This window comes from Xanthomonas chitinilytica (assembly GCF_026107455.2).
Lineage (GTDB): Bacteria > Pseudomonadota > Gammaproteobacteria > Xanthomonadales > Xanthomonadaceae > Stenotrophomonas > Stenotrophomonas chitinilytica.
Genome location: NZ_JAPCHY010000004.1, coordinates 354790 through 381229 on the forward strand (window position 1 = coordinate 354790; position 26440 = coordinate 381229).

Consider the following 26440-nt stretch of genomic DNA (forward strand, 5'->3'; position numbering starts at 1 on the left):
CTCAAGAGGGGAGGGGGATTGCGATGAAGACACGTTCCGCACGGGGGCGCCTGCTCGCCCCGCTGCTTGCCGCCGCGCTGACGCTGGTGTCGGCGGCGTCGGCGCAGGACCTGAGCCGCTACAGCGAGGACGGCCTGCGCGCCGAACTGGCGAGCATCGCCGATGCCGACACCGCGGTGCTGGTGCCGATGCGCGACGGCGTCGGGTTGTCCACCAACATCTGGCGGCCCAAGGGCGCCACCGGCAAGCTGCCGACGGTGCTGTGGAAGACCCCGTACAACGAGCACAACCTGCGCGGCACCACCGCGCGGCTGGCGGTCGAGGCGGTGCGCCACGGCTATGCCTTCGCGGTGCAGAACGAGCGTGGCCGCTATTTCAGCCAGGGCGAGTACCAGATCCTCGGTCATCCGCAGACCGACGGCTACGACGCGCTGAGCTGGATCGCGCAGCAGCCGTGGTCCAACGGCAAGGTCGGCACGCTGGGCTGCTCGTCCTCGGCCGAATGGCAGCTGGCGCTGGCGGCGATGGACCACCCGGCGCACGCGGCGATGGTGCCGATGGCGGCCGGCGCGGGCATCGGCAAGGTCGGCCCGTTCTGGGAGCAGGGCAACTTCTATACCGGCGGCGTGCCGCGCACGCTGTTCGCGGTGTGGATGTACGGCGTGGACAATCCCCTGCGCGCGCAGCTGCCGCAGGACCTGAACGGGCCGCTGCGCGCGCGCGTGGCCCGGTACAACGACCTGGACGCGAGCAAGCCCAAGGTCGAATGGGCCAGGCACATCTGGCACCTGCCGTACGCCGAGCTGCTGTCCTCGCTGGACGAGCCGCCGGCGACGTTCGAGTCGATGATCGGGCGCGGCCCGGCCGACCCGTTCTGGGAGCAGGGCGGGCTGTACCGCGATTCGATGGGCTGGGGCGTGCCGGCGCTGTGGTTCAACAGCTGGTACGACGTCTCGATCGGCCCGAACATGGCGCTGTTCAACCACGCGCGCACGGTGGATTCCGACCGCGAGGCCAGCGCCAACCAGTACGCGGTGATCGGCCCGAACCCGCATTGCCAGTTCTGGAAGCTGGACAAGGACTACAAGGTCGGCGAGCGCGGCATGGGCGATGCGAGCTTCCCGGTGGGCGAGCAGATCTGGGCGTTCTTCGACCGCTGGCTGAAGGGCCAGCCGAAGGCGTTCCCGGCCTCCACCCCGCACGTGCGCTATTTCACGATGGGCGCCAACCGCTGGCAGTCCGACGCGCAGTGGCCGCCGAAGGCCGCCAGGCCGGTGCGCATGTACCTGCGCTCGGGTGGCAACGCCAATTCCGTGTACGGCGATGGCCGCCTGTCGTTCGAGGCGCCGGCAGCCGACGAGCCGAAGGACGCCTACCGCTACGACCCGGCCAACCCGGTGCAGACCATCGGCGGCGGCGACTGCTGCAACGGCGGCCTGGTGACTGCCGGCGCGTTCGACCAGCGCCAGATCGAGGCCCGGCACGATGTGCTGGTGTACACCAGCGACGCGCTGGAGGAGCCGCTGGAAGTGTCCGGCTTCGTCGACGCGGTGCTGAAGGTGTCCTCCAGCGCGCGCGATACCGACTTCGCGCTCAAGCTGGTGGACGTGGCCCCGGACGGCACCGCCTGGATCGTCGGCGACACCATCCTGCGCGCGCGCTACCGCGACGGCTACGCCACGCCGCAGCCGATGCAGCCGGGGCAGGTCTACACGCTGAAACCGACCCCGATCACGACCTCGATCCAGTTCGGCAAGGGCCACCGGATCCGGGTCGAGGTGACCAGCTCGAATTTCCCCAAGTTCGCGCGCAACCTCAACACCGGCGGCCCGAACGAGAGCGAGGCCACGCCGGTGGTGGCCGACAACGCCCTGCATCATTCGGCCGACGCGGCCAGCTACATCGAACTGCCGGTGGTCGCGCGCTGATCGCGCCCGGTGCCGGCCTTCGCGGGCCGGCATCTTGCCGGGCAGCCCTGGCTCCGTCCGCTTCCATCCCCGTGACGGCAGCCGCCTGCGCCCCGGTTTGAATCGATTTAAGATCGTTCCCGGAACCCGGATGGGGAGCGACGATGAAACCGTGCGGAACCACGATGCGGTGGCTGGCCGCAGCGGCCATGGCCTGGATGGCGCTTGCCGCCCAGGCCGCCCCGCCGGCTGCGCCGATGTCGGGCAATCCGATCCTGCCGGGCTGGTATGCTGATCCCGAGGCCGCGCTGTTCGGCGACCGCTACTGGATCTTCCCGACGACCTCGCGGCCCTATGCGCAGCAGCGCGGCTTCGACGCGTTCTCCTCGCCGGACCTGGTGCACTGGACCCGGCACCCCGACGCGCTGCGGATCGAGGCGGTGGCCTGGGCCAGGCAGGCGCTGTGGGCGCCAGCGGTGGTGGAGAAGGACGGCAGGTACCACCTGTTCTTCTCGGCCAACGACATCCAGAGCGACGACGAGGTCGGCGGCATCGGCGTGGCGGTGGCCGACAGGCCGCAGGGGCCGTACCGCGACCTGCTCGGCAAGCCGCTGATCGACAGGTTCCACAACGGCGCACAGCCGATCGACCAGTTCGTGTTCGAGGACGACGACGGCAGCTGGTACATGGTCTATGGCGGCTGGAAGCACGCCAACATCGTCAAGCTGAAGGACGACTTCAGCGGCGTCGAGCCGATGGCCGACGGCACCGTGTTCAAGGAGATCACCCCGGCGCCGGAGTACGTGGAGGGCTCGCTGATGTTCAAGCGCGATGGCCGTTACTACTACATGTGGTCGGAGGGTGGCTGGGGCGGCCCGGACTACTCGGTGGCCTATGCCATCGCCGACAAGCCGACCGGCCCGTTCGAGCGCATCGGCAAGGTCCTGCAGCAGGACCCGGCGATCGCCACCGGCGCCGGTCATCACTCGCTGATCCATGCGCCCGACGACGACAGCTGGTACATCGTCTACCATCGTCGCCCGCTGGGCGAGACCGATCCCAACCACCGGGTGACGTCGATCGACCGCATGTACTTCGACGCGCAGGGCCATATCCTGCCGGTGAAGATCACCCACGAGGGCGTGGAAGCGCACCCGCTGCGCCGACCGCCGGTGCCGCGCGCCGGGCGCGCGGCCCACACAGGAAAACACGCATGGGCACCACGTTGTACGGATTGAAGAACTGCGACACCTGCAAGAAGGCGAGCAAATGGCTGGACCGCTTCGGCGTGGCCTACACCTTCGTCGACTACCGCGACCACAAGCCCGCGCCGGAAACGCTGGTCGACTGGGCCGCGCAGGCCGGCGGTTTCGCCGCACTGGTCAACAAGTCCTCCACCACCTGGCGGCAGCTGCCGGACAACCGCAAGGCAGCCGCTTCCGACGCCGAGTGGAAGCTGCTGCTGCGCGAATACCCGCAGCTGATCCGGCGACCGGTGGTGGTGAGCGACGACGGCGCCATGACCCAGGGTTTCTCCGACAACGGTTTCAAGCAGCGCTTCGGCATCGCCTGAAGGCGGAAAGGCAACGGTGCGGGAGCGACTGGCGTCGCTCCTGCATATCCTGCGTATCGCGACAACGATGGAGAATTGCATGAGCGACGTGGTCGGGCTGACCTGCGAACTGATCGCGCGGCCGTCGGTGACGCCGGACGATGCCGGCTGCCAGGCGCTGGTCGCCGCGCGGCTGGAGACGTCCGGGTTCGCCTGCGAAAGGCTGCGGCTGGGCCAGGTCGACAACCTGTGGGCCACCCACGGCAGCGGCTCGCCGGTGCTGGTGCTGCTGGGACATACCGACGTGGTGCCACCCGGCCCGCGCGAGGCCTGGAGCAGCGATCCGTTCCTGCCGGAGATCCGCGACGGCGTGCTGTACGGGCGCGGCGCCGCCGACATGAAGGGCAGCGTGGCCGCGTTCGTGGTCGCCGCCGAGCAGTTCGTCGCCGCGCACCCGGACCATCCGGGCACGCTGGCGCTGCTGCTGACCAGCGACGAGGAAGGCGACGCCATCGACGGCGTGCGCCGCGTCGCCGAACTGTTCCGCGAGCGCGGGCAGGCGATCGACTGGTGCATCACCGGCGAGCCGTCCTCGACCGCGACGCTGGGCGACCTGCTGCGGGTCGGCCGCCGCGGCAGCCTGTCCGGCTACCTGACGGTCAGGGGCGTGCAGGGGCACGTGGCCTATCCGCACAAGGCGCGCAACCCGATCCACCTGGCCGCCGCCGCGTTGGCCGAGCTGTGCGCGCGGCACTGGGACGACGGCTACGAGAGCTTCCCGCCGACCAGCCTGCAGGTCTCCAACATCCACGCCGGCACCGGCGCCAACAACGTGATCCCGGGCGAACTGCAGGTGGCCTTCAACCTGCGCTACAACCCGCACTGGGACGCGCCGAAGCTGGAGGCGGAAATCGCCGCGTTGCTGGAGGCGCACCAGCTCGACTACGCGCTGCGCTGGCACCGCAGCGGCGAGCCGTTCTACACCCCGGAAGGCCGTTTGCGCAGCGTCGCGCGCGCGGTGCTGGCCGGGTTCGCCGGCGCCCCGCCGGAGGAAAGCACCGGCGGCGGCACCTCCGACGCGCGCTTCATCGCGCCGCTGGGCGCGCAGTGCATCGAGGTCGGACCGGTCAACGCCAGCATCCACCAGGTGGACGAGAACGTGCGCGTGGCCGACCTGGAAGCGTTGCCCGGACTGTACCGGGCGTTGATCGCCGGGCTGCTCGACGACGGCGCCCGTTGAGGCGTCCGTCCGCCGCGATGCCGTGCCGGTCCACGGCGGCGCTCACTCGAAGGTGAAGTGCACCGGCTTGATCGCCTCGCGCCAGTAGGATTCGCCGGCCAGGTAGAAATGCTGCGCCTCGGCACGGGCGAACCAGCGTGCGGCCTCGTCCTCGTCGCGGGTGACGCCCTTGGGGCCGCGGCCGAGCAACAGGCCGGCGAAGTACTGGCCGAACACGTTGCCCTGTTCGCCGGCGCGGCGGTAGCAGTCCATCGCCGCGGCCGGGTCGCGCGGCACGCCGATGCCGCCTTCGTACATCGCGCCCAGGTCGACCAGCGCCTCGGCATCGCCGCGTTCGGCCTGGCGGCGGATGGCCGCGAACGGGTCGGCCATGCCCGGCGGCGGCGCGAGGCGGTCGCCCGCCAGCCGGTACAGATGGCGATGGTAGACCGCGCGCCGCATCGCCCAGCGCAGCATGCCATCGGTGTCGTCCTGCTGGTCGTGCCAGCGGACCAGCGCCTGCATCGCATACGGCGAGCCGTGGTAGGCGCTGCGCCGGTACCAGTAGTGCGCCCGGCGCGGATGCGGTTTGATCTGCGCGGCGGCCTCGCCGTCGCCGTCGAGCCGGCCGCTGGCATGGATCGAGCCCAGCTGCTCCTCGGCGGCGGCGCTGTGCAGGGCGGCCGCGCGTTCGTACCAGCGCAGCGCGGTCCAGTCGCCGCGCCGGCGATAGGCTTCGCCGACCTGGTACGCGGAGGCCTGGCTGCCGTCGAAGCGCGCGTCCAGTTCGGCGCGTTCGGCGGCCGGCAGCTGCGAGCGCGGCAGGGTGGTGCAGCCGCCGGCGAGCAGGCAGCCGGCGAGGAGCAGGGCGCGCATCGCGGCCTTGCGCAGGGAAATGGGGGGCATGCAGAAGTCCGTTCCGGTGATGCGCCATTATCGCCGTTCCGGGCAGCGTCGTTTCGCTTGCAACAGTTGCGCCGCCCCGCGCGCCGCGCTAGTGTCGGCCACATGTCGCCGTTCCGTGCCAACGCCAACAACGCCAACCGCAATAACCTGCGTGCGAACAATCGCGCGCGGCCGATGCGGGTCCGCGACCAGGCGTAAAGAACGGAACAAGCGCCAGGTCACCAGGAAACCCGCATCGGCCGATGCGGGTTTTTTTGTGCCCGGGCGCCGGCGACGGCCGGTCGCGGTTGGCCGGAAGATCCTTCGCTGCACGTGTCCTTCCCCACAAATCCAGGAGTCTTTCCCATGTGTTCGATCTTCGGCATCTTCGGCCTGCAACCCGGCGACGACCTGCAGGCGCTGCGACGGCAGGCGCTGGAATGTTCCCGGCGCCAGCGCCACCGCGGCCCGGACTGGAGCGGCGTGTACGCCGACGACGGCGCGATCCTGGTGCACGAGCGGCTGGCCATCGTCGACCCGGCCGGCGGCTCGCAGCCGCTGCTGTCCGAGGACGGCGGCCTGGCGCTGGCGGTCAACGGCGAGATCTACAACCACCGCGAGCTGAAGAACGAACTCAAGCAGCCGTATGCCTTCCAGACCGGTTCGGACTGCGAGGTGATCAACGCGCTGTACCGCGAGGACGAGCCGGGCTCGTTCCTCAACCGCCTCAACGGCATCTTCGCCTTCGCGCTGTGGGACAAGGCCGCCGGCCGCGTCCTGATCGCCCGCGACCCGATCGGGGTGGTACCGCTGTACTGGGGCCACGACGCCCAGGGCCGGCTGCGGGTGGCCTCGGAACTGAAGTCGATCGCCGACAGCTGCGCCGATGCCGCGCAGTTCCCGCCGGGACACTGGTACGACAGTTCGCTCGATGACGGCAGCGGGGCCAGCTCCGCTCTGCGTCGGTACTACCAGCGGCCGTGGCGCGACTACGACGCGGTGCAGGGCGTGGAAGTGTCGAGGCAGGAACTGCGCGAGGCGTTCGAACGCGCGGTGCATCGCCAGCTGATGACCGACGTGCCCTATGGCGTGCTGTTGTCCGGCGGGCTGGATTCGTCGCTGGTGGCGGCGGTGGCCGCGCGCTATGCGCGCCATCGCATCGAGGAGAACGACCAGACCGAGGCCTGGTGGCCGCGCCTGCATTCCTTCGCCATCGGCCTGAAGGGCTCGCCCGACCTGGCCGCCGCCGCGGTGGCGGCCGAGTCGCTGGGCACGGTGCACCACGGCTTCGAATACACCTTCGAGGAGGGGCTGGATGCGCTGCCGGAGGTGATCCGCCACATCGAGACCTACGACGTCACCACCATCCGCGCCTCCACGCCGATGTTCCTGCTGGCGCGGCGGATCAAGGCGATGGGGGTGAAGATGGTGCTGTCCGGCGAGGGCAGCGACGAGATCTTCGGCGGCTACCTGTACTTCCACAAGGCGCCCGACGCGCGCGAGTTCCACGAGGAGCTGGTGCGCAAGCTCGACGCGCTCAACAACTACGACTGCCTGCGCGCCAACAAGTCGATGATGGCCTGGGGCGTGGAGCCGCGGGTGCCGTTCCTGGACCGCGAGTTCCTGGACGTGGCGATGCGCATGGACGCGCAGTACAAGATGATCGACAAGGCGTCGGCCGGGGCGCAGCGGATGGAGAAGGGCGTGCTGCGCGACGCCTTCGACGGCTACCTGCCGGAGCAGATCCTGTGGCGGCAGAAGGAGCAGTTCAGCGACGGCGTCGGCTATGGCTGGATCGACGGGTTGAAGGCGCATGCCGAGGCGCAGGTCAGCGACCGCGAGCTGGCCGCCGCCGACAAGCGCTTCCCGGTCAACCCGCCGCTGACCAAGGAGGCGTACTACTACCGCATGCTGTTCGAGCAGTTCTTCCCGACCCCGGCCGCCGCCGAGACGGTGCCCGGCGGCAAGTCGATCGCCTGTTCGTCGCCGGCGGCCATCGCCTGGGACGCGGCGTTCGCCAACGCCGCCGATCCCTCGGGGCGCGCGGTGGCGGGCGTGCACAACGCGGCCGTGGCGGCCTGACGCTTTATCCGTCCCGGAAGATGTCCGCGTGTCGTCATGGACGACGGCGCGCGGCGGGGCGGCCGCTCAGAGGCGGCCGGCCATCCGCGCCAGCGTGGTGTCGCGCCACCACCAGTGGTGCAGCGCCACCATCAGCACGTGGCCGGCGACCAGCGCCAGCAATGTCCAGGCCAGCACGCCGTGCGACAGGTTGGCCGGCGTCATCAGCCAGGCGAGCTTCTCGCCGGTCGCCGGGAACAGCGGGATGCCCCACGGCGCGAAACCGCGCCCCGAGCCGTATTCGCGCAGCAGCGCCACCGCCGGGACGTAGAGCATCAGCGCATACAGCAGGGCATGCCCGGCCGCGGCCATGCGGCCGATCCAGCTGGCGGGATGCGGCGGCCGGCGGCGCCATTGCGACAGGCCCCAGGCGCCGCGCAGCAGGATCAGCAGCATCAGCACGGTGCCGACCGGCTTGTGCGTCCCGACCATGAACGCGGTGAACGCGTGACGGCCGAGCACCAGCTTCACGCCCATGCCGAAGAACTGCCAGGCGAACAGGGCGGCCATGCTCCAGTGCAGCAGGCGTGTGGTCAGGCCGTAGCGTTCCGGCGTATCGCGCCAGCGTGAGGTCATCCGGATGTTCCATGGAGAAAGGGAGGGCGCCGGAAGCGGGTCCGGGCGTGCACAGTTCATTCGGGGTCAGGCCGGTTGTCAAATGCGCGCCTGTGGCACGGCGGCTGCCCGGGCGCCTGGCGGTGCGATGGCCACGCCATGCACGGACATGCTGATGGCATCCGCGATGCGGTGGGTGCCTGCCGTCGCCTGCAGGCCCTAGAATCGCAGGCGATCGATCATGGGGAACGTCGAATGGATTCAGTGCCTGCCGGAGACGGCGACTCGAGCCGGAGAGTGGGGATGGCACATCGCTATGCAGCGTGGACCTTGCTTCCGCTGGCCGCGGCCTTGCTGCTGGCGCGTTTCTTCGGGCCGGTAGCGGCGCCGGCCGCCGCGTCCGGCGAAGCGACCGGCGTGGCCGACGGCTGGCTGCATCACCTGTCCGGACCGCTGGCGATGTTCCTGCTGCAGCTGCTGGTACTGCTGCTGGTGGCCAAGGGCATGGGCTGGTTGTTCCGCCGCTTCGGCCAGCCGGCGGTGATCGGCGAGATGGCGGCGGGGCTGATGATGGGGCCGCTGCTGTTCGGGGCGTTGTGGCCGCAGGCGCAGGGCTGGTTGTTCCCGCCGGCGTCGCTGGGAACGCTGGGCCTGCTCAGCCAGCTGGGCGTGCTGTTGTTCCTGATGGTGGCCGGCGCCGAGTTGAACCTGGCCGGGCTGCGCGGCCGCCGCCGCTTCGCCTTCCTGGTCAGCCATGCCGGCATCGCCGTCCCGTTCCTGCTGGGCGTGCTGCTGGCGATCTGGCTGTACCCGCAGCATGGGCCGGAAGGCATCGGCTTCGGCAGCTTCGCGCTGTTCATCGGCATCTCGCTGAGCGTCACCGCGTTCCCGGTGCTGCTGCGGATCCTGGCCGACCGCGGCCTGACCCGCACGCCGCTGGGCCAGACCGCCATCGCCTGCGCCGCGCTGGGCGATGCCAGCGCCTGGTGCCTGCTGGCGCTGATCGTGGCCGGGGTACAGGCGCAGGGCTGGCTGCCGGCCAGCCTCAACCTGCTGTGCGTGGTGGTCTTCGCCGGGCTGGTGCTGGGCGTGATGCGGCCGTGGTTCTCGCGCCGGAGCATCGCGCCGGGAAGCGAGGGGCGCTGGCTGATCGCGGTGCTGGTGACGGCGCTGGCCTGTGCCCTGGTCACCGAGACGCTGGGCATCCATGCCCTGTTCGGCGCGTTCGCCGCCGGCGTGGCCATTTCCGGCAATGCGTCGCTGCAGAAGCTGGTGATGGAGAAGGTGGAACCGTTCGCGATCACCCTGCTGCTGCCGCTGTTCTTCGCCATGACCGGCCTGCGGCTGCAGGCCGATGCGCTGCAGACCACCGACCTGCTGCTGTGCGCGGTGGTGATCGCGGTCGCCACCCTGGGCAAGCTGGTGGGGACCTGGGGCACGGCGCGCAGCGCCGGTGTTCCCAACTTCGAGGCCTGGCGGCTGGGCGCATTGATGAACACCCGCGGGCTGATGGAGCTGATCGTGCTCAACCTCGGCTACGAGCTGGGATTGATCGGCCCGCGCCTGTTCGCGGTGATGGTGATCATGGCGCTGGCGACCACGGCGATGACCGGGCCGCTGCTGTCGCTGCTGGACCGCTGGGAGCGGCGCCGGCTGGCGTGATGTGCCGGCTGCTGCCGCCCGCGTGGAGATGATGGCTGCCGAACTGGGGCATCCTGCTCCGGCTGCCGACAGCCATCGTCGCTTTCGCGCAGAACCTGCCCCGGCGAAGGCGGGGGCGGGAGCCCGGTGGCTTGCACGGCGATCCCGTCGAAAGTCGCTGGGCGACCGGCGCTTTGCGCTGTTGCGGAGCTTATCCCCGGCGGTTGAACAGAATCCCGGCAGTTGAAAGCGCCTCGCAGGCGCGATGGCGGCCCCTGATTCGAATGCGCTAGCGCGGCTGCAGGCGCAGCGTGTGCTGCGCCGTCCCCGGCAGGAACGGCGTCGGTCGGCCTTCCACCCAGTCGCGGTGGCCTGCGTTCCAGAACGGCGACAGCGGGTGCCCGCTCTGGCCGCCGGGCATGTGCACGATGCCGTCCTGCTCGTGGCCGGGAGCGACCACCATGCGTTGCGACGCGCCGAAGGCAGGGGCCTGCACGCGCGGCATGTCGCGGTCGCCCGGCAGCGGCTGCGCCGGCGCGCACAGCCAGCGTTTCGCCAGGCCGGGCAGGGCGCGGGCGACCGGGTGGCAGATCGCGGCGGTATTGCGCTCGCCCCAGGTGCGCTGGCCGAGGTCGCCGCCCTGTGCGGAAAGATCGGCTTCGAGCCGGCGCGCGCTGTCGGCGAGCAGCTCGTCCCAGCTGGCGAATGGCGGCGGCAGCAGGTGCGCGGGGCGCTGCTGCAGCAGGGGCCAGGCGATGCCTTCCAGTTGCGGCAGCTTCGGCGGCAGGTAGTCCTCGCCCAGCGCCGCCTGCGCCGGTGCCAGCAGCCCGGCTTCCAGCGTGTCCAGGACGATGCCGCGGAAGCCGCGCGCCAGCCGGTAACTCACCGAATCGACCGCCGCATGGCCGTCCCAGTCGCGGCTGGCGGCCTCGAGCCGGCGCAGCGCCGGATCGTCGCCGTGTTCCACCGTCTGCCGCAGCAGTTGCCACCAGCGTTCCAGCAGCAGCGCACGATCGTCGAGCTGGATCGCCAGCAGGTCCTGCTCGGTGAAGCGCTCGCGGGCGTACAGCGCGTCGCGGATCTGCCGGCCGCGCGCGCCGAGGTCGTAGCCGGCATTGCCCAGCTGCTGCAGCACCTGGCCGTCGACGACGCGGTTGTTGGCGGTCCACAGGCGATGCTCGGGCGGGTCGATCAGCGCGGGCGCGCGGTCGCTGCGCAGCGACCAGGGAAGGCAGGGTTGGACGGGATCGGCGACCGTGCCGGCCGCCGCCTCCGCGGCGGAGTCCGCGGTATTGGCGATGCCGTCGGCGGTACAGCTGCCCTGGCGGTCGGGGCGGGCGCCGATGATGCGCCAGGCGATGCGGCCGTTGCGGTCGGCCAGCAGCAGGTTCTGCGCGGGGATGCCGGCGCGGTCGGCCACGGCCAGGGCCGCATCCAGGTCGGCCGCCCGGGCCATGTCGGCGAAATCCAGCTTCACCGCGCCCGGCAGCTGCGCGCTCCAGCGCAGGGCCAGCAGGCTGCCGTCGGCTTCCTCGTGCAGCACCGGGCCCCAGGCGGTTTCGCGCACCTCGAACGGGACCGGCGCGGCGCCGGCCACGCGGATCGTTTCCCGACGGGTGAGGACGTCCTGCCTTCGCCCCGGCGCGGCGGGCGGGATGCGGGCGAAATCGGCGTTGTCGATATAGGCGTTGGTGAAGCCCCAGGCGACGTGGCCGTTGCTGCCGACGATCACCGCCGGCAGCCCGGGCAGGGTGAAGCCGGCGACGTCCACCTTGCCGCCGGGTGCGTCGGTGTCGGCATAGCGCAGGCGGGCGCGGAACCAGATGTTGGGCGCGCGCAGGCCCAGGTGCATGTCGTCGGCGAGGATGGCGCGGCCGTCGGCGGTCAGCGCGCCGGCCACGGCGAAATTGTTGCTGCCCACCACGTCCGTTTCGGGCAACGGCGGGGTGGCGGTATCGGCGGTGCCGGCGGGCAGCTGGCGCAGGTCCAGCGTGGCGGCATCGGGCAGCACCGCATCGCCGCGCGGCGGCCCGAACAGCGGCGCATCCCATTGGCTGCCGTCGTGTTCCAGCAGGGCGAGCAGCGGGGCCGGGAGTACGCCGCGGATGCGGGCCATCGCCAGTTCGTTGCGGTTGCCGGCATCCTGCAGGTCGGCGTACATCGACAGCCCGGCCAGCACCGAATCCTCCAGTTCCCACGGTTGCGGGCGCTGGCGCAGCAGCAGGTAGGGCCATGGCCTTGCCCGCAGGTCGGCCAGGCCGGCGTTGACGCCGTCGCGATAGGCCTGCAGCACCGGCAGCTTGTCGCCGGCGGCGGTCTCCAGATGGGCGCGCGCCCGTGCCCGCAGCCGATGCACCCGGTTGCCGCGGTCCATCTCGACCGCCTTGGGGCCGAACAGTTCGGCCAGCTCGCCGGCGGCCGCCCGTCGCATCAGGTCCATCTCGAAATAGCGCTCCTGCGCGTGCACGTAGCCCAGCGCACGCATGGCATCGGCCTCGTTCCCGGCATCGACGGTGACCACGCCGAGCGCGTCGCGCTCGATGCCGACCGCGGCCGACAGGCCCGGCAACGCTGCCTCGCCGTCGAGCGCCGGCAGGCTGCCGCGCAGCAGCCAGGTCACGCCCAGCACGAGCAGCAGCGCCATTCCCGCCACCAGCCACAGCAACCGCTTGAGCCAACGCCGCATGCGCAATCCCCCGTGGACGAAGCGGCGATTGTAGCGGCTGCGGGGACGCCGACCCGGGGCGCCAGCTGCAAGCGCGACTGCAAGTGATTCCGATTAGATCGCGGCCGGCGAAGATGCGGCACCATGTACGCCATCGACCTGCAAGGAGCCCCCCCATGAAAGGCCATCCCGACGTTGTTGAATGCCTGAAAGAACTGCTGCGCGGCGAGCTGGCGGCCCGCGACCAGTACTTCATCCATTCCCGCCGCTACGAGGACCAGGGGTTGCAGGCGCTGTACGAGCGCATCAACCACGAGATGGAAGAGGAGACCCAGCACGCCGACGCGCTGCTGCGCCGCATCCTGTTCCTGGAAGGCAACCCGGACATGCGTCCGCACGCCTTCGAGCCGGGCGTCACCGTGCTGGAGATGCTGGAGAAGGACCTGCAGACCGAGTATTCGGTGCGCGCCAACCTGGCCGCCGGCATGAAGCTGTGCGAGCAGCACCAGGACTACGTGAGCCGCGACATCCTGCTGGCGCAGCTCAAGGACACCGAGGAAGACCACGCCTGGTGGCTGGAGCAGCAGCTGGGCCTGATCAAGCGCATCGGCCTGGAGCTGTACCAGACCAGCAAGATCGACGCCAAGGGCGCACCGGCGCACTGAGTCCATCCGTTCGTCGCCCGCCCGCCCCGGAGCCTGCCAGCCATCGCCAGCCGCTCCGCCGCCAGCCAGCCGACGACCGCATGTAGAAAGGCCGGGGATTCCCCGGCCTTTGCGTTGGTTCTTCGTCCAGCCGCGGGAGCAGGAACACGATCGGCCCGGCCGGATTCCAGGCCATCGCGACCGGCGTCGGTCGCGAGCTTTTCGGACAGGGCCTGGAGCGTGCTCCTCCCGCTGGTGGGCGAAGGACCGTTCCGTTTCCGGCATCCCCGCCGTCGCGCTGCCGGTATGGCGCGCTTGCGCGGCCGTGCGACGGTCAGTCGCGGTGCAGCCGGTAGACCGCGGTGGACAGCGCGGTGACGCCCTCGGCGCGGAAGCCGGGCTCCTGCGCGAGGATGTCGCGCCGTTCCACGAACTCCACCTGCCAGGATGGCAGGAACAGGGCCTCGACCTCGTCCTGGTCCACCGAAAACGGCGGGCCGGCCTTTTCCGCCTGCGGATATTCCAGGGTGAGCAGCAGGCCGCGGCAGCCGGACGGCAGCCGCGCATAGAGCGTATCGAGGTAGCGCCGGCGCAGCGCCGGCGGCAGCGCGATCAGCGCGGCGCGGTCGTAGACCCCGGCCACGTCGGCCCACAATGCCTCGTCGAGCGCGAACGCATCGCCGCGGACGATCTCGATCGGCCCGGCCAGGTAATGCTCGCCGCAGGCGCCGGTGCGCCTTTCGGGCACCAGGCCGGCCTCCTCGAAGAACTGCTCCACCGCCAGCGGCGACAGCTCCACGCCCAGCACCCGGTGGCCCTGCGCGGCCAGCCAGTGCATGTCCAGGGTCTTGCCGCACAACGGCACCAGCACCCGGCTGCCGGCCTGCAGCTGCAGCGACGGCCAGTACTGTTCCAGCAGCGGCATCACCTCGCTGCGGTGGAAGCCGATCCTTCCCTGTTGCCAGCGTTGCAGCCAGAAGTCGTGTTGCACGGGGTCTCTCCAACGGGTTGTCGATGCGTCCGCGGTGGGGCGTGGCGGTTACTGGACGTCCAACCCATCCACCTTCTGCCACCCCCGCGGCAGCAAATGCCCGCGCGTCGCCCGCGTACCCACATAGGCATCCAGGTCCTTGAACGACAGGTTCATCGTGCGCTGGCCGCTGCGCACCAGCAGGGTGTTGCCCGGCGACACCGCGGCCACCGCCACCACGCGCTCGGTGGCCAGCTTGGCCTTGGGGATGTCGATGATCTTGTTGCCCTTGCCCTTGTCCAGTTCCGGCAGTTCGCCGGCCGGGATCGCCAGCAGGTTGCCGGCGCTGGTGACGGCAACGATGCGGTCGGTCTGCGGGTTGGCCACCATCGCCGGCGGCAGCACGCGCGAGCCGGCGGTCAGGTTGAGCATGGCCTTGCCGGCCTTGTTGCGGCCGGTGAGGTTCTCGAAGCGGGTGACGAAGCCGTAGCCGTGCGACGACGCCAGCACGAAGCGGGTGTCGTTCTCGCCGCTGGCCAGCGCCTGGAACGAACTGCCCGAGGCCGGCGAGAAGCGGCCGGTCAGCGGTTCGCCGTTGCCGCGCGCCGAGGGCAGGGTGTGCACCAGGGTGGAGTAGGCGCGGCCTTCCGAATCGAGGAAGGCCACCTGCTGGGTGCTGCGCGCGCGTACCGCACCGAGCAGGCTGTCGCCTTCGCGGTAGGACAGGCCGGCCGCGTCCACGTCGTGGCCCTTGGCGGCGCGGATCCAGCCCTTCTCCGACAGCACCACGGTCATCGGTTCGCTGGGCACCAGCTCGGTTTCGTCGATGGCCTGGGCCGCGGCGCGCTGCACCAGCGGCGAGCGGCGGTCGTCGCCGAACTTGCGCGCGTCGGCGATCAGCTCGTCCTTGATCAGCTTGCGCAGCTTGGTCTTGCTGTCGAGGATGGCCAGGATCTTCTCGCGCTCGGCGGCCAGTTCGTCCTGCTCGCCGCGGATCTTCATTTCCTCAAGCCGCGCCAGCTGCTTCAGCCGGGTGTCGAGGATGTAGTCGGCCTGTTCCTCGCTCAGCGCGAAGCGCGCGATCAGCGCGCCCTTGGCATCGTCCTCGGTGCGGATGATGCGGATCACCTCGTCCAGGTTGAGGAACGCCACCAGCAGGCCTTCCAGCAGGTGCAGGCGGCGCTCGACCTTCTGCAGGCGGTGGTTCAGGCGCCGGGTGACGGTGGTGCCGCGGAACTGCAGCCACTCGGCCAGCAGCGTCTTGAGGTTCTTCACCTGCGGGCGGCCGTCCAGGCCGATGACGTTGAGGTTGACCCGGTAGCTGCGCTCCAGGTCGGTGGTGGCGAACAGGTGGCCCATCAGCTGCTCGGCGTCGACGCGGTTGGAGCGCGGCACCAGCACCACCCGCACCGGATTGGCGTGGTCGGACTCGTCGCGGATGTCCTCCAGCCACGGCAGCTTCTTGGCGCGCATCTGCGCGGCGATCTGCTCGATCACCTTCGACGGCGACACCTGGTAGGGCAGGGCGGTGACGACGATGTTGCCGGCTTCCTTCTGGAAGGTGGAGCGCGCGCGCACGCTGCCGTTGCCGGTCTCGTACATGTTCCGCAGGTCGGCCAGCGGGGTGATGATCTCGGCGCTGCTCGGGTAGTCGGGGCCCTGCACGTATTCGCACAGCTCGGTCACCGTCGCTTCCGGGTGGTCGAGCAGGTGGATCAGCGCGTTGACGATCTCGTTGAGGTTGTGCGGCGGCACGTCGGTGGCCATGCCCACGGCGATGCCGGTGGTGCCGTTGAGCAGCAGGTGCGGCAGCCGCGCCGGCATCCAGGTGGGCTCTTCCAGGGTGCCGTCGAAGTTCGGGGTCCAGTCGGTGGTGCCGTGGCCCAGTTCGCCGAGCAGGACCTCGGCGATCGGGGTCAGCTTGGACTCGGTGTAGCGCATCGCCGCGAACGACTTGGGATCGTCGGTGGAACCGAAGTTGCCCTGGCCCTCGATCAGCGGATAGCGGTAGGAGAACGGCTGCGCCATCAGCACCAGCGCCTCGTAGCAGGCGCTGTCGCCGTGCGGGTGGTATTTGCCGATGACGTCGCCGACGGTGCGCGCCGATTTCTTCGGCTTGGCCGAGGCGTTGAGCCCCAGTTCGCTCATCGCGTAGATGATGCGGCGCTGCACCGGCTTGAGGCCGTCGCCGATGAACGGCAGGGCACGGTCCAGCACCACGTACATGGAGTAGTCGAGGTACGCGCGTTCGGCGTATTCGCGCAACGGCAACTGTTCGAAGCCGTGGAACGCGGGGCGGGCGAGATCGGTCATGCGGGGTTGTTACCTGTGGCTGGGGAGCGACGACGACCGTCGCTTCCGCAAACGGGTGATTATCCGGATGCGGTCGGGGATGCCAAGCCGCCATGTCCGGCAGCGATCCACGGCTGCAACGCTGCATTTTATTCCAGATAGAATATTTCCATTGAGAAATATTCCTCGTGAAAGGAGAATGCGCGGCCATGATCTGTGCCACCGCCAATCCCCCCAGCTTCGGCCTGCTGCTGCGCCAGGTGCGCGACGGCCTGGCCCGCCAGCTCGATGCGTCGATGGCCGAGGAAGACCTCGGCATCGGCTTCACCCACTTCGTGGGCCTGAAAACGCTGGCGCACATGGCCCCGTGCACCGCCAACGAGTTGGCGCAGGCATTGGACCAGGTGCCCAGCGCGGTCACCCGCCTGCTCGACAAGTTCGAAGCGCTGGGCTGCGTGCGCCGCGAGCCGCATGCGCAGGACCGGCGCGCCCTGCAGATCGTGCTGACCGAGCAGGGCCGCGAGCTGTGCGCGCGGCTGAAGAAGCGCGGCGACACGGTGATGGATTACGCCATGCGTGACCTGAGCCCCGAAGAGCGCGCGCTGCTGATGTCCCTTCTTACCCGGATCCGCGATTCCCTGACGCTCCCATGATCTCCTCTTCCCGATTCCACTCCCTGCGCCGTGCCCGGTCGTTGCTGCCGTCGGCACTGGTACTGGCGCTGGCCGCCTGCGCCAGCAGCGGCGGCCTGCAACCGCAGGGCCGGCTGCTCGATGCCGGCAGCCTGCACAGCGAACGCACCCTGGCCGCCAGCGACCTGGCCGTGTCCAGCTTCCCGGCCAGCGATTGGTGGCGTGGCCTTGGCGACCCGCAGCTCGATGCGCTCGTCGCCGAGGCGCTGGCCGGCCACCCCAGCCTGGACGCGGCCGATGCGCGCCTGCGCCAGGCGCAGGCACAGGCCGGCGTGGCCCGTGCCGACCGCCTGCCCGGTCTGTCCGTGTCCGGCGGCTATACCGGCATGCGCCTGCCCGAGTCGATGGTCGGCGAGGAGATGGGCGGCCATTACACGGGCAGTGGCCAGGTCGCCTTCGATTTCAGCTACGGCTTCGACCTGTGGGGCGGCAAGCGCGCCAGTTGGGAAGCGGCCGTCGATGGTGTGCATGCCGCCGCCGTCGATGCCCAGGCCGCGCGCCTGAACCTGTCGGCCGGCGTCGTCCGCGCCTATGTCGAGTTCGACCGTGCCTGGCAGTCCAGCGACGTTGCCGAGCAGGAGCTGGAACGTGCGCAGAAGACGCTGCAGCTGGTACGCCAGCGTCGTGCCGCCGGCATCGACAGCGAATTGCAGGTGCGCCAGGCCGAAGCCCGCATCCCCGCGGCGCAGCAGCAGCTGCAGGCCGCGCAGCAGCAGATAGACGCGGCCCGCACCGCGCTGGCCGCATTGCTCGGGCAGGGGCCGGACCGCGGTCTGCGCATCGAGCGCCCGCAGGCGTTGAACGCCGCCGCGCTGCAACTGCCCGGCGTGCTGCCCAGCGAACTGCTGGGCCGGCGCCCGGACGTGGTGGCCGCGCGCTGGCGGGTGGAAGCGGCCGGCAAGCAGGTCAAGGTGGCGCAGACCCGCTTCTATCCCAGCTTCAACCTCACCGCACTGGCCGGCGTGGTCGCCCCCGGCGTCGGCGACCTGCTCGAAAGCGGCTCCACCTTCGCCTACCTCGGACCGGCGCTGAGCCTGCCGATCTTCGACGGCGGCCGCCTGCGCGCCAACCTGGCCGGCGCCGACGCGCAGTACGACCTGGCCGTGGCCGGCTACAACCAGGTCGTGATCGATGCGCTGCACGAGGTGGCCGACCAGATCAACGCGGTGCGCTCGCTGGAGCAGCAGGTGCAGTCGCAGCAGCAGGCGGTGGATACCGCCGGCGCGGCCTTCGACCTGGCCAGCCAGCGCTACCGCGCCGGCATCGGCAACTACCTGGACGTGCTGGGCGCGCAGTCCCAGTTGCTGGCCGCGCAACAACTGCAGGCCAGCCTGCATGCCCAGCGCCTGCTGGCCGCGGCAAGGCTGAGCCAGGCGCTGGGCGGCGGCTTCGAGCCGGCCGCCGACGCACGCCTTTCCCATTCCTCCGTATCACCGCATTCCTGAGAGTTCCCCCATGACTCAGACCTCCGCAACTCCCCAAGCCCCCGCCGCGCCCAGCCGTCGTGGCCGCCTGCTGCGCGGGCTGCTGGCCATCGTCGTGCTGCTGCTGGCGGCATTCGCACTGTGGTACTTCGCCTTCGGCCGCTGGTTCGAGGAAACCGACGACGCCTACGTGCAGGGCAACCAGGTGCAGATCACCCCGCAGGTGGCCGGCACCGTGGTCGCCATCGCCGCCGACGACGGCATGCGCGTGGAGCAGGGCCAGCTGCTGGTGCAGCTCGACCCGGCCGATACCGAAGTGGCGTTGCAGCAGGCCGAGGCCAATCTGGCCCGCACCGTGCGCCAGGTGCGTGGCCTGTACCGCAGCGTCGAAGGCGCGCAGGCTGAATTGAACGCGCGCCAGGTCAGCCTGAAGCGGGCCCGCGACGACTTCGCCCGGCGCAAGGACCTGGCCGCCACCGGCGCGATCTCCAACGAGGAACTGGCCCACGCCCGCGACGAGCTGGCCGCGGCCGAAGCCGCTGTCGCCGGTTCGCGCGAAACCTTCGAGCGCAGCCGTGCGCTGGTCGACGACACCGTGGTGGCGACCCAGCCGGACGTGCAGGCCGCCGCCGCGCAGCTGCGCCAGGCGTGGCTCAACAACGCCCGCGCCGGCATCGTCGCGCCGGTCGCAGGCTTCGTCGCGCGGCGTTCGGTACAGGTCGGCCAGCGCGTGCAGCCGGGTACCCCGCTGATGGCGGTGGTGCCGACCGAGCAGATGTGGGTCGAGGCCAACTTCAAGGAAACCCAGCTGCGGCACATGCGCCTGGGCCAGGAAGTGGAACTGCGCTCGGACCTGTACGGCGGCGAGGTGAAGTACAAGGGCCGCATCGCCAGCCTCGGGCTGGGCACCGGCTCGGCGTTCTCGCTGCTGCCGGCGCAGAACGCCAGCGGCAACTGGATCAAGATCGTGCAGCGCGTGCCGGTGCGCATCGCCATCGACGAAAAGCAGCTGGCCGAACACCCGCTGCGCATCGGCCTGTCGATGAAGGCCGAGGTCAGCCTGCGCGACCAGAACGGCGAAGTGCTGCCGGCCCGTCCGGCCGAGGGCAACGTGTTCGACACCGACGTCTATGCGAAACAGCTGCATGACGCCGACGCGGCGATCGGCCGCATCATCCACGACAACCTGCCGCGGCAGGCCAGGGCCGGCTGAGGCAACACTCCATGTCCGCTCAAGCTCCAGCCGCGGGTGCGCCCGCGGTGCCGGCCGCCGGTTTCGCGCCGCCCAGCGTGGCGCTGTGCACCATCGGCCTGGCGATGGCCTCGTTCATGCAGGTGCTCGACACCACCATCGCCAACGTCTCGCTGCCGGCCATTTCCGGCAACCTCGGCGCCAGTTCGCAGCAGGCCACCTGGGTCATCACCTCGTTCGCGGTCAGCACCGCCATCGCCCTGCCGCTGACCGGCTGGCTCAGCCGCCGCTTCGGCGAAACCCGCTTGTTCGTGTGGGCCACGCTGGCCTTCACCGTCGCCTCGCTGCTGTGCGGGCTGGCGCAGAGCATGGGCATGCTGGTGGTGTCGCGCGCGCTGCAGGGCTTCGTCGCCGGGCCGATGTACCCGATCACCCAGTCGCTGCTGGTGTCGATCTACCCGCGCGAGAAACGCGGGCAGGCGCTGGCGCTGCTGGCGATGGTCACCGTGGTCGCGCCGATCGCCGGGCCGATCCTCGGCGGCTGGATCACCGACAACTACAGCTGGGAATGGATCTTCCTGATCAACGTGCCGCTGGGCATTTTCGCCGCGCTGGTGGTGGGCAGCCAGCTCAAGGGCCGGCCCGAGCACACCGAGCGGCCGAAGATGGACTACGTCGGCCTGGTCACCCTGGTGATCGGCGTCGGCGCATTGCAACTGGTGCTGGACCTGGGCAACGACGAGGACTGGTTCTCCTCGCCGACCATCGTGATGCTCAGCTGCGTGTCGGTGGTGGCGCTGGCGGTGTTCCTGATCTGGGAGCTGACCGACAAGGACCCCATCGTCGACCTGCGCCTGTTCCGCCACCGCAACTTCCGCGCCGGCACGCTGGCGCTGGTGGTGGCCTACGCGGCGTTCTTCAGCGTGGCGCTGCTGATCCCGCTGTGGCTGCAGCGCGACATGGGCTACACCGCGATCTGGGCAGGCCTGGCGACCGCGCCGATCGGCATCCTGCCGGTGATCCTGACCCCGTTCGTCGGCAAGTACGCCGGCCGTTACGACATGCGCATGCTGGCGTCCATCGCCTTCGTGTTCCTGTCGCTGACCAGCTTCCTGCGCTCGGGCTTCAACCTGCAGGTGGACTTCCAGCACGTGGCCGGGGTGCAGCTGCTGATGGGCGTGGGCGTGGCGCTGTTCTTCATGCCGGTGCTGCAGATCCTGCTGTCGGACCTGGACGGGCGCGAGATCGCCGCCGGCTCCGGCCTGGCCACCTTCCTGCGCACGCTGGGCGGCAGCTTCGCCGCCTCGTTGACCACCTGGCTGTGGGCGCGCCGCACCCAGGAGCACCACGCGCACCTGACCGAGCACATCTCGGCCTACACGCCGGGCATGCAGGACCAGGTGGCGGCGATGGGGCAGGGCGACCTGCAGCACGGCGCGGCCTTGCTCAACACCACGATCAATCACCAGGCCTCGCAGATGGGCTTCAACGACATCTTCTACCTGCTGGGCTGGGTGTTCCTGGCGATCATCGCCTTCCTGTGGCTGGCCAGGCCGCCGTTCGGCGCCGGTGCCGGCAGCGCGGCCTCGGCCGGCGGGCACTGAGGCCCGCGTCGTCGCCGCAAACGCGAAACCCCGCCGCGAGGCGGGGTTTTCGTCATGTGCAGGCGGTTGTGCCGGACATGAAAAAACCCGCTTTCGCGGGTCTGTTTCGTTTGAGTCGTGGTGCCCAGGAGAGGACTCGAACCTCCACGGTTTTACCCGCTAGTACCTGAAACTAGTGCGTCTACCAATTCCGCCACCTGGGCGACTCAGGAGCGGAATTGTGCCGGTGCGGATCGGGCCTGTCAACGTGCTTGTGCGGGTGCGTTGTCGCCGGCATCGCGTGCGACGGGCAGAAACGAAAAAACCCGCTTTCGCGGGTTTCTTCTTGAGTCGTGGTGCCCAGGAGAGGACTCGAACCTCCACGAAGTTGCCCCCGCTAGCACCTGAAGCTAGTGCGTCTACCAATTCCGCCACCTGGGCGACTCAGGAGCGGAATTGTGCCGGTGCGCAGGCAGCTTGTCAACGTCCTTGCCCGATTCCGGCAAGAGCGGAGCGGCGGCGCCGCTCGCCGGTGGGCGGAAACGAAGAAACCCGCTTGCGCGGGTTTCTGCTTCGATCTCGCTTGGTGCCCAGGAGAGGACTCGAACCTCCACGGTTTTACCCGCTAGTACCTGAAACTAGTGCGTCTACCAATTCCGCCACCTGGGCCTTGCGAGCCGGCGATTCTGGGGATCGCCGGCGGGTTTGTCAACGACCACCCGCGGCCCGCCGCGGTATGCCCACCACCGTTTCTATACGGCGGCAGGGGGTACCATGGGGGTCGATGAAAAACAAAACACCCAATGGGGCCGACAAGGCCCGCAAGTCCTCTTCCGGCAAAGCGCCGGTCCAGGCACCGGGCAAGGCCCGCACCGCAAAGAAGAAGCTGCCGGGATGGATGCCGGAAAGCCTGGCCCAGCCGCCGGCACGACCCGGCAAGCGCGGCGGAGCCGGCCCCGCGCCCGCCCCGGCCGGTTCCGGAAGCCGCCGCAAGCGCCCGGCACCGACCGCAGACCGCGATTTCACCGATCCCTATGCCGCCCGCGAGGCCGAGCGCTACGCGCAGCCCATCGCCAGCCGCGAAGCCATCCTGCAGCTGCTCGACCGCTGCGACGGCCCGCAGACCGCCGAAGAGATCGCCGCGCACCTGGGCCTGACCGAACCCGATCGCGCCGATGCGCTGGGCAAGCGCCTGGGCGCGATGGTGCGCGATGGGCAACTGGTGCAGAACCGTCGCGGCGGCTTCGCCCCGGTGCAGGTCACCAACCTGATCCCCGGCACCGTCATCGCCAATCCGGAAGGCTTCGGTTTCCTGCGCCCGAGCGAGGGCGGCGACGACCTGTTCCTGCCGCCGTACGAGATGCGCAAGGTCATGCACGGCGACCGGGTGCTGGCCAACGTCACCGGCATCGACCGCCGCGGCCGCCGCGAGGGCAGCATCGCGCGCGTGCTCGAGCGCGGCATGAACCGGCTGATCGGCCGTTTCAGCGTCGAGCTGGGCATCAACTTCGTGGTGCCCGACGACAAGCGCGTGCAGCGCAACGTGCAGGTGCCGCCGGACCAGACCGGCGGCGCGCGCGATGGCCAGCTGGTGGTGTGCGAACTGGTGCACGCGCCGGATTCGCGGCGTCCGCCGATCGGCCGCATCATCGCGGTACTGGGCGACAAGCTGACGCCGTCGCTGGTGGTGGAGACCGCGATTCACGGCCACGAGCTGCCGCACGAATTCCCGCGCGAGGTGCTGGACGAGGCCGCCGCGGTGCCGCTGGCGGTGGAGCCGGCGATGATCGGCAATCGCGTCGACCTGCGGCAGATGCCGCTGGTGACCATCGACGGCGAGGACGCCAAGGACTTCGACGACGCGGTGTACTGCGAACCCAACCGCGACGGTTTCCGCCTGGTGGTGGCCATCGCCGACGTGTCGCACTACGTGCGTCCGGGCACGCCGCTGGACGAGGAGGCGGCCAGGCGCGCCACCTCGGTGTACTTCCCCGGCTTCGTGGTGCCGATGCTGCCGGAGACGCTGTCCAACGGCATCTGCTCGCTGATGCCGAAGGTCGACCGCATGTGCTTCGTCTGCGACATGCAGGTGGACCGCAAGGGCGAGGTGACCGGCTCGCGCTTCTACGAGGCGGTGATGAACTCGCACGCGCGGCTGACCTACACCCAGGTGTGGAAGGCGGTGGGCGAGGACGATGCGCAGGCGCAGGCCGAGATCGGCGCGCTGCTGCCGCAGGTGCAGCGCCTGCACCAGCTGTTCGAGGTGCTGGCCAAGGCGCGCGCGCGCCGCGGCGCGATCGAGTTCGAATCCTCCGAAGTGCGCTTCGTGCTGGACAACCGCGGCGAAGTCACCCAGGCCGGGATGCTGGTGCGCAACGACGCGCACAAGCTGATCGAGGAATGCATGATCGCCGCCAACGTGCAGGCCGCGCGCCACCTGCTGGCCGCACACGTGCCGGCGCCGTACCGCATCCACGAGAAGCCGCCGGAGTCCAAGTTCGAGGACCTGCTGGAGTTCCTGAAGGAATTCAAGCTGAGCCTGCCGCCGTGGGCCAAGGTGCAGCCGGGCGACTACACCCGGTTGCTGAAGAAGATCCGCGAGCGCCCCGATGCGACGCTGCTGGAATCGGTGCTGCTGCGCAGCCAGAGCATGGCGGTGTATTCGCCGGACAACGCCGGCCACTTCGGGCTGGCGCTGGAGGCCTACGCCCACTTCACCTCGCCGATCCGCCGCTACCCGGACCTGCTGGTGCACCGCGCGCTGAAGTACGTGCTGACCGGCGGCAAGCCGGAGAAGTACCTGTACTCGCCGAGCCAGATGGCGGCGCTGGCGCTGCAGTGCTCCGAACGCGAACGCCGTGCCGACGAGGCCGAGCGCGAGGTCGACGAGCGCTACCGCGCGGCGTGGATGGAAAAGCACGTCGGCGGCCAGTTCGACGGCGTCATCAGCGGCGTGACCAGTTTCGGCCTGTTCGTGGAGCTGGACGAGTCCAAGGTCAACGGCCTGGTGCACGTCACCCAGTTGCCGCACGACTATTACCACTTCGACGCGGTGCGCAAGACCCTGACCGGCGAACGCCGCGGCAGCGAGTTCCGCCTCGGCGACCGCGTGCGCATCCTGGTGCTCAAGGCGAGCATGGAGGAGCGCAAGATCGACTTCCGGCTGGTCGAGCAGGCGGACGGCAAGGCCGCGGGCGAGGGCGACCTGCCGCCGCGCGGCAAGCCGGCCAAGCGGCCCAAGCGCAAGTATTGAGGAGGCGGCGATGGCGGACGAATACAGCGGCGGGTGCCAGTGCGGGGCGGTGCGTTTCCACGTGCGCGGCCGCCTGAGCGCCTCGATCTGCCACTGCCGGATGTGCCAGAAGGCGTTCGGCGCCTACTACGCGCCGCTGGTGTCGGTGCGCGGGGCCGAGTTCGCCTGGACCCGCGGCGAGCCGGCGCGCTATGCCTCCTCGAACCTGGTCGCGCGCGGCTTCTGCGCCGCGTGCGGCACGCCGTTGACCTACGAGGCGCCTGACGGCATGGCGATCGCGGCCGGCGCGTTCGACGAGCCGGCCCGGTTGCCGCCGACGCTGCAGTACGGGCTGGAGGCCAGGCTGCCGTTCGTCGACGCGCTGCACGCGCTGCCGGGCACGCGCACCGAGGAGGACATGGTGGCGCTGGAGTTCCTGGCGCGGATCGAGTCGAACCAGCACCCGGACCACGACACCGCCCGTTGGCCGTCGTCGTCGCTGTAGAGCCGAGCTCGCTCGGCTGCCTTTTGGCCGGGAACGCCCCAGCCGGGCGAGCTCGGCTCTACACGGCGGGGAGGCTCCAGCCGAGCGAGCTCGGCTCTACGCGGCGGGGAGGCCCCGGCCGAGCGGGCTCGGCTCTACACGGCGGGGAGGCTCCGGCCGAGCGGGCTCGGCTCTACGCGGCGGGGAGGCCCCAGCCGAGCGGGCTCGGCTCTACGCGGCGGGAAGGCCCTGGCCGAGCGGGCTCGGCTCTACGGGGGGTCCCGCAAGGCTGGCCCGGACCTGCGCCAGCGCCTACCATTCCCTCCCCACCTTTCCGGCGTTTCGCGCAATGAGCAAGCAAAGCCAGTGGATCGTCGGCGTCAACGCCGTCGCGTCCTCCATCGAGAACGACGCCGAGAACGTGCGCGAGGTGCTGGTCGAGGCCGGCGCCAAGAATCCGCGACTGGTCGAGATCGAGGAGAACGCGCGGCGCAAGGGCATCGACGTGCGCAAGGTCAATGCCCAGGCGCTGGCCGGCGTGGCCGGTTCGGTACGCCACCAGGGCGTGGCCGCGCGCTACGCCGCTGCCCGCACCTGGAGCGAGAACGAGCTGGAGGGGCTGGTCGCCGGCGCCGAAGGCAAGGCGCTGCTGCTGGTGCTGGACGAAGTGCAGGACCCGCACAACCTCGGCGCCTGCCTGCGCAGCGCCGCCGCCGCGGGCGCCACCGCGGTGGTCATTCCCAAGGACAAGTCGGCCTCGGTCAACGCCACCGTGCGCAAGACTTCGGCCGGCGCCGCCGACCGCATCCCGGTGGTGGCGGTGACCAACCTGTCGCGCTGCCTGAAGGACCTGCAGAAGCAGGGCGTGTGGATCTACGGGCTGGCCGGCGAAGCCGAGGCCTCGCTGTATTCGCTGGACCTGCGCGGCAACGTGGCGCTGGTGCTGGGCGGGGAGGCCGACGGCCTGCGTCGGCTGACCCGCGAGAATTGCGACGGCCTGGCGAAGATCCCGATGCCGGGCGAGATCGAGAGCCTCAACGTGTCGGTGGCCGCCGGCGTGAGCCTGTTCGAGGCGGTGCGCCAGCGCCTGGGCTGAGCTGCCGCGCCGTGGCCGTCGCGAACGGAAAAGCCCCGCCTTGGCGGGGCTTTTTTCGTGGTGTTTCGCCGGAACCGTTGGTGCGCTGCCGGTCGCGACTGACGTCGCTCCTACAACCGCGGGAAGACGTTGTAGGAGCGACGTCAGTCGCGACCGCTTTTCGAAGATTGGCCCACCGCAGAGCGGTAGCGACTGACGTCGCTCCTACAGGGCAGGTATCCCGCACCATCGAATCGCTCCCCAAGGCGACGAGTGAATACGGCCGACAGGCCGCGATGGGACAATC

19 protein-coding genes and 3 tRNA genes are annotated in these 26440 nt (G+C 70.1%); 14 read left to right on the plus strand and 8 right to left on the minus strand.

The window, feature by feature from the left end:
• The first annotated feature begins 23 nt into the window (after positions 1–23).
• The 4 genes from OK345_RS07470 to dapE all read left to right on the plus strand — a co-directional run bounded on the left by OK345_RS07470 (position 24) and on the right by dapE (position 4699).
• Entirely contained in the window at positions 24–1928 is a 1905-nt protein-coding gene (locus tag OK345_RS07470; RefSeq protein ID WP_265127291.1) for a CocE/NonD family hydrolase, read from the plus strand.
• Positions 1929–2092: 164 nt separating this feature from the next.
• Positions 2093–3145: a glycoside hydrolase family 43 protein gene (locus OK345_RS07475; RefSeq protein ID WP_265127292.1), complete on the plus strand. Its 1053-nt coding sequence runs from the start codon at positions 2093–2095 to the stop codon at positions 3143–3145.
• Positions 3121–3480: an arsenate reductase gene (locus OK345_RS07480; RefSeq protein ID WP_265127293.1), complete on the plus strand. Its 360-nt coding sequence runs from the start codon at positions 3121–3123 to the stop codon at positions 3478–3480. The genes OK345_RS07475 and OK345_RS07480 overlap by 25 nt, the downstream gene beginning before the upstream one ends.
• A gap of 79 nt (positions 3481–3559) precedes the next feature.
• On the plus strand, positions 3560–4699 hold the full coding sequence (gene dapE / locus OK345_RS07485; protein ID WP_265127294.1) for a succinyl-diaminopimelate desuccinylase: 1140 nt from the start codon (positions 3560–3562) through the stop codon (positions 4697–4699).
• Positions 4700–4741: 42 nt separating this feature from the next.
• Here the strand turns inward: dapE and OK345_RS07490 are convergent, their stop codons facing one another.
• Positions 4742–5584, minus strand: coding sequence for a tetratricopeptide repeat protein (locus tag OK345_RS07490; RefSeq protein ID WP_265127295.1), 843 nt, complete (start codon positions 5582–5584; stop codon positions 4742–4744).
• Positions 5585–5929: 345 nt separating this feature from the next.
• Here OK345_RS07490 and asnB point away from each other — a divergent pair, with 345 nt between their 5' ends.
• On the plus strand, positions 5930–7645 hold the full coding sequence (gene asnB, locus OK345_RS07495) for an asparagine synthase B (protein WP_265127296.1): 1716 nt from the start codon (positions 5930–5932) through the stop codon (positions 7643–7645).
• A 66-nt stretch (positions 7646–7711) separates the two neighbouring features.
• Here the strand turns inward: asnB and OK345_RS07500 are convergent, their stop codons facing one another.
• Positions 7712–8260 carry a cytochrome b gene (locus OK345_RS07500; RefSeq protein WP_265127297.1) on the minus strand — a complete coding sequence of 183 codons (549 nt, stop codon included), beginning with the start codon at positions 8258–8260 and terminating at the stop codon, positions 7712–7714.
• Positions 8261–8542: 282 nt separating this feature from the next.
• Here OK345_RS07500 and OK345_RS07505 point away from each other — a divergent pair, with 282 nt between their 5' ends.
• Positions 8543–9901, plus strand: coding sequence for a cation:proton antiporter (locus tag OK345_RS07505; protein WP_265127298.1), 1359 nt, complete (start codon positions 8543–8545; stop codon positions 9899–9901).
• Positions 9902–10169: 268 nt separating this feature from the next.
• Here the strand turns inward: OK345_RS07505 and OK345_RS07510 are convergent, their stop codons facing one another.
• Positions 10170–12566 (minus strand): penicillin acylase family protein, encoded by a 2397-nt coding sequence (locus OK345_RS07510; protein ID WP_265127299.1) that lies wholly within the window; start codon positions 12564–12566, stop codon positions 10170–10172.
• Positions 12567–12721: 155 nt separating this feature from the next.
• Between OK345_RS07510 and bfr the strand changes: the two genes are divergently transcribed.
• On the plus strand, positions 12722–13210 hold the full coding sequence (bfr, locus tag OK345_RS07515; RefSeq protein WP_265127300.1) for a bacterioferritin: 489 nt from the start codon (positions 12722–12724) through the stop codon (positions 13208–13210).
• Positions 13211–13523: 313 nt separating this feature from the next.
• Here the strand turns inward: bfr and OK345_RS07520 are convergent, their stop codons facing one another.
• Both OK345_RS07520 and parC read right to left on the minus strand, forming a co-directional pair.
• Complete coding sequence (locus OK345_RS07520; protein WP_265127301.1) at positions 13524–14180, minus strand: thiopurine S-methyltransferase; 657 nt, start codon at positions 14178–14180, stop codon at positions 13524–13526.
• Positions 14181–14228: 48 nt separating this feature from the next.
• Positions 14229–16472 carry a DNA topoisomerase IV subunit A gene (parC, locus tag OK345_RS07525; protein WP_265127302.1) on the minus strand — a complete coding sequence of 748 codons (2244 nt, stop codon included), beginning with the start codon at positions 16470–16472 and terminating at the stop codon, positions 14229–14231.
• Positions 16473–16660: 188 nt separating this feature from the next.
• Between parC and OK345_RS07530 the strand changes: the two genes are divergently transcribed.
• Genes OK345_RS07530 through OK345_RS07545 form a run of 4 tightly spaced genes read left to right on the plus strand, consistent with a single transcriptional unit; the run spans position 16661 to position 21363 of the window.
• Positions 16661–17104 carry a MarR family winged helix-turn-helix transcriptional regulator gene (locus OK345_RS07530; protein WP_265127303.1) on the plus strand — a complete coding sequence of 148 codons (444 nt, stop codon included), beginning with the start codon at positions 16661–16663 and terminating at the stop codon, positions 17102–17104.
• On the plus strand, positions 17101–18588 hold the full coding sequence (locus OK345_RS07535; protein WP_265127304.1) for an efflux transporter outer membrane subunit: 1488 nt from the start codon (positions 17101–17103) through the stop codon (positions 18586–18588). The genes OK345_RS07530 and OK345_RS07535 overlap by 4 nt, the downstream gene beginning before the upstream one ends.
• A gap of 10 nt (positions 18589–18598) precedes the next feature.
• Positions 18599–19780 (plus strand): HlyD family secretion protein, encoded by a 1182-nt coding sequence (locus OK345_RS07540; protein WP_265127305.1) that lies wholly within the window; start codon positions 18599–18601, stop codon positions 19778–19780.
• Between the two features lie 11 nt (positions 19781–19791).
• Positions 19792–21363: a DHA2 family efflux MFS transporter permease subunit gene (locus OK345_RS07545; RefSeq protein ID WP_265127306.1), complete on the plus strand. Its 1572-nt coding sequence runs from the start codon at positions 19792–19794 to the stop codon at positions 21361–21363.
• A gap of 118 nt (positions 21364–21481) precedes the next feature.
• Here the strand turns inward: OK345_RS07545 and OK345_RS07550 are convergent.
• The 3 genes from OK345_RS07550 to OK345_RS07560 all read right to left on the minus strand — a co-directional run bounded on the left by OK345_RS07550 (position 21482) and on the right by OK345_RS07560 (position 22011).
• Positions 21482–21566: transfer RNA gene (locus OK345_RS07550), tRNA-Leu, on the minus strand.
• A 130-nt stretch (positions 21567–21696) separates the two neighbouring features.
• Positions 21697–21783, minus strand: a tRNA-Leu gene (locus OK345_RS07555).
• Positions 21784–21926: 143 nt separating this feature from the next.
• Positions 21927–22011, minus strand: a tRNA-Leu gene (locus tag OK345_RS07560).
• Positions 22012–22126: 115 nt separating this feature from the next.
• On the opposite strand from OK345_RS07560, the gene rnr reads away from it, so the two are divergent.
• The 3 genes from rnr (at position 22127) to rlmB (ending at position 26154) form a co-directional block, all read left to right on the plus strand.
• Entirely contained in the window at positions 22127–24595 is a 2469-nt protein-coding gene (rnr, locus tag OK345_RS07565) for a ribonuclease R (protein WP_265154746.1), read from the plus strand.
• Between the two features lie 10 nt (positions 24596–24605).
• Complete coding sequence (locus tag OK345_RS07570; RefSeq protein ID WP_265127307.1) at positions 24606–25079, plus strand: GFA family protein; 474 nt, start codon at positions 24606–24608, stop codon at positions 25077–25079.
• A 328-nt stretch (positions 25080–25407) separates the two neighbouring features.
• Positions 25408–26154, plus strand: a complete 747-nt coding sequence (rlmB, locus tag OK345_RS07575) for a 23S rRNA (guanosine(2251)-2'-O)-methyltransferase RlmB (protein WP_265127308.1) — start codon at positions 25408–25410, stop codon at positions 26152–26154.
• The last annotated feature ends 286 nt before the right edge of the window (positions 26155–26440 follow it).

Bases quoted from the DNA above. Each gene is read 5' to 3' on its own strand.
- OK345_RS07470 (WP_265127291.1), top strand. From the start codon at position 24: ATGAAGACACGTTCCGCACGGGGGCGCCTGCTCGCCCCGCTGCTTGCC.
- OK345_RS07475 (WP_265127292.1), top strand. From the start codon at position 2,093: ATGCGGTGGCTGGCCGCAGCGGCCATGGCCTGGATGGCGCTTGCCGCC.
- OK345_RS07480 (WP_265127293.1), top strand. From the start codon at position 3,121: ATGGGCACCACGTTGTACGGATTGAAGAACTGCGACACCTGCAAGAAG.
- dapE (WP_265127294.1), top strand. From the start codon at position 3,560: ATGAGCGACGTGGTCGGGCTGACCTGCGAACTGATCGCGCGGCCGTCG.
- OK345_RS07490 (WP_265127295.1), bottom strand. From the start codon at position 5,584: ATGCCCCCCATTTCCCTGCGCAAGGCCGCGATGCGCGCCCTGCTCCTC.
- asnB (WP_265127296.1), top strand. From the start codon at position 5,930: ATGTGTTCGATCTTCGGCATCTTCGGCCTGCAACCCGGCGACGACCTG.
- OK345_RS07500 (WP_265127297.1), bottom strand. From the start codon at position 8,260: ATGACCTCACGCTGGCGCGATACGCCGGAACGCTACGGCCTGACCACA.
- OK345_RS07505 (WP_265127298.1), top strand. From the start codon at position 8,543: ATGGCACATCGCTATGCAGCGTGGACCTTGCTTCCGCTGGCCGCGGCC.
- OK345_RS07510 (WP_265127299.1), bottom strand. From the start codon at position 12,566: ATGCGGCGTTGGCTCAAGCGGTTGCTGTGGCTGGTGGCGGGAATGGCG.
- bfr (WP_265127300.1), top strand. From the start codon at position 12,722: ATGAAAGGCCATCCCGACGTTGTTGAATGCCTGAAAGAACTGCTGCGC.
- parC (WP_265127302.1), bottom strand. From the start codon at position 16,472: ATGACCGATCTCGCCCGCCCCGCGTTCCACGGCTTCGAACAGTTGCCG.
- OK345_RS07530 (WP_265127303.1), top strand. From the start codon at position 16,661: ATGATCTGTGCCACCGCCAATCCCCCCAGCTTCGGCCTGCTGCTGCGC.
- OK345_RS07535 (WP_265127304.1), top strand. From the start codon at position 17,101: ATGATCTCCTCTTCCCGATTCCACTCCCTGCGCCGTGCCCGGTCGTTG.
- OK345_RS07540 (WP_265127305.1), top strand. From the start codon at position 18,599: ATGACTCAGACCTCCGCAACTCCCCAAGCCCCCGCCGCGCCCAGCCGT.
- OK345_RS07545 (WP_265127306.1), top strand. From the start codon at position 19,792: ATGTCCGCTCAAGCTCCAGCCGCGGGTGCGCCCGCGGTGCCGGCCGCC.
- rnr (WP_265154746.1), top strand. From the start codon at position 22,127: ATGAAAAACAAAACACCCAATGGGGCCGACAAGGCCCGCAAGTCCTCT.
- OK345_RS07570 (WP_265127307.1), top strand. From the start codon at position 24,606: ATGGCGGACGAATACAGCGGCGGGTGCCAGTGCGGGGCGGTGCGTTTC.
- rlmB (WP_265127308.1), top strand. From the start codon at position 25,408: ATGAGCAAGCAAAGCCAGTGGATCGTCGGCGTCAACGCCGTCGCGTCC.